A 6,517-nucleotide genomic window follows, 5' to 3' on the forward strand; every position below is an offset into this window, starting at 1 on the left:
CCGAGCACGTCGGCGATCTGCTGCGGCGTCACGTGGCCCGGGCGCAGCAGCGCCGGGAAGCCGCGCGACAGGTCGAGAATCGTCGATTCGATACCGACTTCCGATGCGCCGCCGTCGAGCACGTGCACGGTGTCGCCGAATTCGTCGCGTACGTGCTGTGCGGTGGTCGGGCTCACGTGGCCGAACCGGTTCGCAGACGGCGCAGCCACGCCGCCATGCCCGCCGCGCCGCGCACTGAACGCGGCCAGCAGCGCCTGCGCGACCGGATGCGACGGGCAGCGCAGCCCGACTGAATCCTGGCCGCCGCTCACGGCGTCCGGAATGCGCGCGTGGCGCTTCAGGATCAGCGTCAGCGGGCCCGGCCAGAACGCGTCGATCAACGCCTGCGCGTCGGCCGGCAGATCGTCGGCCCAGTAGCCGGGATCGCCGCCCGGCGGCAAGTGCACGATCACCGGATGATTCGCGGGACGCCCCTTCGCCGCATAGATGCGCGCGACGGCCTCGGGATTCGCCGCATCGCCGCCGAGCCCGTAGACGGTTTCGGTCGGAAAGGCGACGAGCTGACCCGCATCGAGCAGCACGGCGGCCGCGTCGATCTGCGCGGCCGTCACGGAGTTCGGAAGATCGATGGACATCGGCTGGCTCAGTCGAGCGGCACGCGCAGCAACTGCGCGCACGCGGTGGCCGCGGCAACGGCCTCGTCGCGCGTTTCGGCCGTGAAGTTCACGTGGCCCATCTTGCGGCCGACCCGCGCGTCTTCCTTGCCGTACAGGTGCAGGTGCGCGGTGGGCATCGCCGCGACCGTGTCCCACGGCGGCGTGACGGCATCGGCCGCCGCACCGTTCGGGAACCACACGTCGCCGAGGATGTTCAGCATCGCGGCCGGCGAATGCTGGCGCGGATTGCCGAGCGGCATGCGCGTCATTGCACGCACCTGCTGCTCGAACTGGCTCGTTGCGCACGCATCGACCGTGTAGTGGCCGGAGTTGTGCGGGCGCGGCGCCATCTCGTTCGCGACGAACGAACCGTCTTCCAGCACGAAGAATTCGACGCACAGCACGCCGACGTAGCCGAGCGTATCGGCAATCCGCACGGCGGCCTGCTGCGCCTCTTCGACGCGCGCCGCATCGGCGGCCGGCGCGGGCACGACCGTCAGCGCGAGGATGCCGTTGTGGTGCGCGTTCTGCGCGAGCGGGAACGCGGCCGAGCGGCCGTCCGCGCCGCGCGCGATCAGCGCCGACACTTCGTATTTCAGCGGCAGGCGCTTCTCGAGCACGCACGGCACGCCGTTCAGCGCCGCATGCGCGTCGCGCGCTTCCTGCGCGGTGCTCACACGCACCTGGCCCTTGCCGTCGTAGCCGAGGCGCGCCGTCTTCAGGATGCCCGGCAGCACCGCGTCGAGCGCGGCATCGTCGAGCGCGGCGAGTGCCGCCGACGATTCGATCACGACGTGCGGCGCAACGGGCACGCCCGACGCTTCGATGAAGCGCTTCTCCGCGATCCGGTCCTGCGCGACCGCGACGCAGCGGCCGGCCGGCGCGACGAACGTCGTGCGCGCGAGGAAATCGAGGCTCGCGGCCGGCACGTTCTCGAACTCCGTCGACACCGCCTCGCACAGGTCGGCCAGTTCGGCGAGTGCGGCTTCGTCGTCGTAGGCCGCGCGCAGATGGCGGTCGGCGACCGCGCCGGCGGGGCTCGTCGGATCGGGATCGAGCACGGCGACGCGATAGCCCATCGACTGGGCGGCAAAGCAGAACATGCGGCCGAGCTGGCCACCGCCGACCATGCCAAGCCACGCGCCGGGCAGGATCGGGGAAACGGAATCAGGAGTTGCGGTCATGTCAGTGGTCGGTCGCGGCGGGCGCTGCCCGCCGCAGTGGGGAGGTCAGGCAGCCGCGACGCGCGGCCGCCGGTGCGCCGTCATTCCAGCGGCGGCAGCACCATCGCGTGCGCGGCTTCGTTCTGGCGCACGCGGAACGCGGCGAGCCGGTTCGCATAGTCGACCGAATTGCCGGACAGGATCGACACCGCGAACAGTGCGGCGTTCGCAGCACCGGCCTCGCCGATCGCGAACGTCGCGACGGGCACGCCCTTCGGCATCTGCACGATCGAGTGCAGCGAATCGACACCCTTCAGGTACTTGCTCGCGACCGGCACGCCGAGCACCGGCACCGTGGTCTTCGCGGCCAGCATGCCGGGCAGGTGCGCGGCGCCGCCGGCACCCGCGATGATCGCGCGCAGCCCGCGCTCGCGCGCCTTCTCCGCATAGTCGAACATCTCGTCGGGCATCCGGTGCGCGGACACGACCTTCGCTTCGTACGGCACGCCGAATTCCTGCAGGATGGCGACCGCGTGCTTCATCACGTCCCAGTCGGAACTCGATCCCATCAGCACGCCGATGAGCGGCGCGCTGTGCGTGTGGGCAGTCTGAACTTCGCTCATGTGTTCCGCTCCCCGATCAGGCAAGCGCCTGGCCCGTGATGCGCTCGAGCGCTTCCTGGTACTTCGCGGCCGTCTTCTCGACGACGTCGGCCGGCAGCGCCGGCGCCGGCGCCGTCTTGCCCCACGGCTGCGCCTCGAGCCAGTCGCGCACGAACTGCTTGTCGAACGACGGCGGGTTCGTGCCGACTTCGTACTGGTCGGCCGGCCAGAAGCGCGACGAATCGGCCGTCAGCACTTCGTCCATCAGGTACAGCTGGCCGTGGTTGTCGAGGCCGAATTCGAACTTCGTGTCGGCGATGATGATGCCGCGCGTGGCCGCGTAGTCGGCCGCTTCCTTGTACAGCTTGATCGAGATGTCGCGGATCGTCGCGGCCAGCTCGGTGCCGATGCGGCGCTCGGTTTCCTCGAACGTGATGTTCTCGTCGTGCTCGCCCATCTCGGCCTTCGCGGCCGGCGTGAAGATCGGCTCGGGCAGCTTCTGCGCGTTCTGCAGGCCTTCCGGCAGCTGCACGCCGCACACGGCGCCCGACGCCTGGTATTCCTTCCAGCCGCTGCCGGCCAGGTAGCCGCGCACGACCGCTTCGATCATGATCGGCTCGAGGCGCTTGACGACCACGCCGCGGCCCTTCACCTGCTCGACTTCGTCGGCCGCGACGACGGCTTCCGGCGCGTCGCCCGTCAGGTGGTTCGGCACGATGTGCGCGAGCTTGTCGAACCAGAAGTTCGCCATCTGGTTCAGCACGCGGCCCTTGTTCGGAATCGGCTCGCCCATCACCACGTCGAATGCCGACAGGCGATCGGTCGTGACGATCAGGAGCTTGTCGTTGCCGACCGCGTAGTTATCGCGGACCTTGCCGCGACCGAGGAGCGGCAGCGAGCGGAGCGTGGATTCGTAGAGGGTAGACATCGTCTTTTCGCAGATAAGGAGCCAAACAAAAAGGGAAACGCCGTTCCCCGCGGCAGGCGGGAACGGCGGTCTTGCAATACGTCGGCGAACCGGCCGGGCGACAGCGCCCGGGCGGTTGCCGGCCGGCCCTCGTTCGGCCGGACGGAACGACTGCGGGGCCGGATCAGATCCGGCCGGACAGCCTTGCCTTTGCCTTTCGGCGCGGCAATCGTACTACAGTCTTAGCGCACGACCTGTGCGAGCGCACCGGACTTGTACTGCTCGGCGATCTTGTCGAGCGACACCGGCTTGATCTTGCCGGCCTGGCCTTCGCAACCGAACGCGAGGTAGCGGTCGACGCAAACCTGCTTCGCCGCTTCTCGCGCGGGCTTCAGGTAGTCGCGCGGATCGAACTTGCCCGGGTTCTCGAACAGGTAGCGGCGGATCGCACCGGTGATCGCCAGACGCAGGTCGGTGTCGATGTTGATCTTGCGCACGCCGTGCTTGATGCCTTCCTGGATTTCCTCGACCGGCACGCCGTAGGTTTCCTTCATGTCGCCGCCGAATTCGCGGATCTCGGCCAGCAGTTCCTGCGGCACCGACGACGAACCGTGCATCACGAGGTGGGTGTTCGGGATGCGCGCGTGGATTTCCTTGATGCGCTCGATCGACAGGATGTCGCCCGTCGGCTTCTTCGAGAACTTGTACGCGCCGTGCGACGTGCCGATCGCGATCGCGAGCGCATCGCACTGCGTGAGCTTCACGAAGTCGGCGGCCTGCTCCGGATCGGTCAGCAGCTGCTCGCGGGTCATCGTGCCTTCCGCGCCGTGGCCGTCTTCCTTGTCGCCCTTCATCGTCTCGAGCGAGCCGAGCACGCCGAGTTCCGCTTCGACCGTCACGCCGATCGAGTGCGCCATCTCGACGACCTTGCGCGACACGTCGACGTTGTACTCGTACGACGCGACCGTCTTGCCATCGGCTTCCAGCGAGCCGTCCATCATCACGCTGGTGAAGCCGCTGCGGATCGCCGCCATGCAGACTGCCGGCGACTGGCCGTGATCCTGGTGCATCACGACCGGGATGTGCGGGTACGACTCGACTGCTGCTTCGATCAGGTGGCGCAGGAACGGCTCGCCCGCGTACTTACGCGCGCCGGCCGATGCCTGCATGATCACGGGCGCGCCAACCTGGTCCGCCGCCGCCATGATCGCCTGGACCTGCTCCAGGTTGTTCACGTTGAAGGCCGGCAGGCCGTAACCGTGCTCTGCCGCGTGGTCCAGCAATTGACGCATTGATACGAGAGGCATTGTGGAACTCCTTGGAATGAAAACCGGTGCGCCCTGACGCCGGCGCGGCGCTCGCTCCCGGTCGAACCCGGGGTGGCGCGGTGCGGCTGAGCGTCGAATAGCGGCATTTTATCGCGAAGCGCCTCCGATTCCGACCGCCCGGTGGCGCCGACTCGCAATTTGTTACGTTCGCACGGCACAATGCGGGCAAAAAAGAGAAAAAAAGCCGCGCGGGGCTTCGGACCCCACGCGGCTTTCGCGTGAAAAACGGTGCCGGATCGATTGTTCAGCCGATCCGGGCGACCGGCCCACCGGCCGGCCCGACGCTCAGTCGGCGCTCAATAGTGCTCGCCGACCCGCACGATCTTCAGCGTGTTGGTGCCGCCCGCCTGCCCCATCGGCTCGCCGACGGTCAGCACGACCATATCGCCGTGCTGCACGTAGCCCTGCTTGACGACGATCTCGAGCGCCGCCTGCAGTGCCGAATCGCGGTCGCTGTTGAAGTCGACGTGCAGCGGCGTCACGTTGCGGTACAGCGCCATCGTGCGCTCGCTGCCGACGCGCGGCGTCAGCGCGAAGATCGGCACGTGCGTGTAGTGACGCGACATCCACAGCGCGGTCGCGCCCGATTCGGTCAGCGCGATGATCGCCTTCGCACCGAGGTGGTACGCGGTGAACAGCGCGCCCATCGCGATCGACTGGTCGATCCGCGTGAACGTGCGGTCGAGGAAATCCTTGTCCAGCTCGACGTGCTCCGACTTTTCCGCCTCCACGCACACGGCCGCCATCGTCTCGATCGTGACGACCGGGTACTTGCCGGCAGCCGTCTCGGCCGACAGCATCACCGCATCGGTGCCGTCGAGCACCGCGTTCGCGACGTCCGACACTTCCGCGCGGGTCGGCACGGGCGCGTGGATCATCGATTCCATCATCTGCGTCGCGGTGATCACGAGCTTGTTCGACTCGCGCGCCATCCGGATCATCCGCTTCTGCAGTGCCGGCACGGCCGCGTTGCCCACTTCCACCGCGAGGTCGCCACGCGCGACCATGATGCCGTCGGACGCGTCGAGAATGCTTTGCAGCGCCGGAATCGCTTCCGCGCGCTCGATCTTCGCGATCATTTTCGGCTTGATGCCGTACGGCGCGCCCGCGATGTTCGCGAGCTGGCGCGCCATTTCCATGTCGGTCGCGTTCTTCGGAAACGACACCGCCACCAGGTCCGCGCCGAGCGACATCGCGGTGCGGATGTCTTCCATGTCCTTCGCGGTCAGCGCGGGCGCCGACAGGCCGCCGCCCTGGCGGTTGATGCCCTTGTTGTTCGACAGCTCGCCGCCCACCTTGACGATCGTGTGGATCTCGTCGCCGAGCACGCGCTCGACGGTCAGCACGATCAGGCCGTCGTTCAGCAGCAGCAGGTCGCCCGTGCGCAGGTCACGCGGCAGTTCCTTGTAGTCGAGGCCGACGCGTTCGTCGTTACCCAGCTCGCAGCCTGCGTCGAGGATGAAGGCCTGGCCCGGCTCGAGCGTGGTCTTGCCGTTCTCGAACTTGCCGACGCGGATCTTCGGGCCCTGGAGGTCGGCCATGATCGCGATCTCGCGGCCGACCTTGCGGGCGGCCTCGCGCACCATCTCGGCGCGCTGGCGGTGATCGTCGGCCGTGCCGTGCGAAAAATTGAGCCGCACGACGTCGAGGCCCGCCTGCATCATCTGCAGCAGAATCTCCGGCGAACTGGAAGCCGGGCCGATCGTGGCGACTATCTTGGTGGCGCGCTGCATGAAACTCCTCATCTGGATCAAGGTGGATGCGCTGGGTGAAACGCTGCGAGAGCCGGAAACGGCGGGCCCAGCGGCGGCCGTTCCGGGGGGCGTGCCGGTGCTTGCGCCCGGCATCGCTTTGTTCTGCA

6 protein-coding genes are annotated in these 6,517 nt (G+C 68.0%); all 6 read right to left on the bottom strand.

Annotation, left to right across the window (positions count from 1 at the left end):
• Positions 1–635: L-threonylcarbamoyladenylate synthase (locus tag G3N93_RS31315; RefSeq protein WP_206134695.1), on the bottom strand; the 635-nt coding region annotated here is incomplete at its 3' end.
• An 8-nt stretch (positions 636–643) separates the two neighbouring features.
• Positions 644–1,840 carry a 5-(carboxyamino)imidazole ribonucleotide synthase gene (locus tag G3N93_RS31320; RefSeq protein ID WP_174930659.1) on the bottom strand — a complete coding sequence of 399 codons (1,197 nt, stop codon included), beginning with the start codon at positions 1,838–1,840 and terminating at the stop codon, positions 644–646.
• An 80-nt stretch (positions 1,841–1,920) separates the two neighbouring features.
• Complete coding sequence (gene purE / locus G3N93_RS31325; RefSeq protein WP_050014544.1) at positions 1,921–2,442, bottom strand: 5-(carboxyamino)imidazole ribonucleotide mutase; 522 nt, start codon at positions 2,440–2,442, stop codon at positions 1,921–1,923.
• A gap of 16 nt (positions 2,443–2,458) precedes the next feature.
• Positions 2,459–3,349, bottom strand: coding sequence for a phosphoribosylaminoimidazolesuccinocarboxamide synthase (locus G3N93_RS31330; protein ID WP_011353065.1), 891 nt, complete (start codon positions 3,347–3,349; stop codon positions 2,459–2,461).
• Positions 3,350–3,570: 221 nt separating this feature from the next.
• Positions 3,571–4,635, bottom strand: coding sequence for a class II fructose-bisphosphate aldolase (gene fba / locus G3N93_RS31335; RefSeq protein WP_031402582.1), 1,065 nt, complete (start codon positions 4,633–4,635; stop codon positions 3,571–3,573).
• Positions 4,636–4,952: 317 nt separating this feature from the next.
• Entirely contained in the window at positions 4,953–6,389 is a 1,437-nt protein-coding gene (gene pyk / locus G3N93_RS31340) for a pyruvate kinase (RefSeq protein ID WP_011353067.1), read from the bottom strand.
• Positions 6,390–6,517 lie beyond the last annotated feature (128 nt).

The sequence above is a fragment of the Burkholderia sp. Se-20378 genome (genome assembly GCF_017104665.1).
GTDB classification, from domain to species: domain Bacteria; phylum Pseudomonadota; class Gammaproteobacteria; order Burkholderiales; family Burkholderiaceae; genus Burkholderia; species Burkholderia lata.

Bases quoted from the DNA above. Each gene is read 5' to 3' on its own strand.
- pyk (WP_011353067.1), bottom strand. From the start codon at position 6,389: ATGCAGCGCGCCACCAAGATAGTCGCCACGATCGGCCCGGCTTCCAGT.
- G3N93_RS31330 (WP_011353065.1), bottom strand. From the start codon at position 3,349: ATGTCTACCCTCTACGAATCCACGCTCCGCTCGCTGCCGCTCCTCGGT.
- purE (WP_050014544.1), bottom strand. From the start codon at position 2,442: ATGAGCGAAGTTCAGACTGCCCACACGCACAGCGCGCCGCTCATCGGC.
- G3N93_RS31320 (WP_174930659.1), bottom strand. From the start codon at position 1,840: ATGACCGCAACTCCTGATTCCGTTTCCCCGATCCTGCCCGGCGCGTGG.
- fba (WP_031402582.1), bottom strand. From the start codon at position 4,635: ATGCCTCTCGTATCAATGCGTCAATTGCTGGACCACGCGGCAGAGCAC.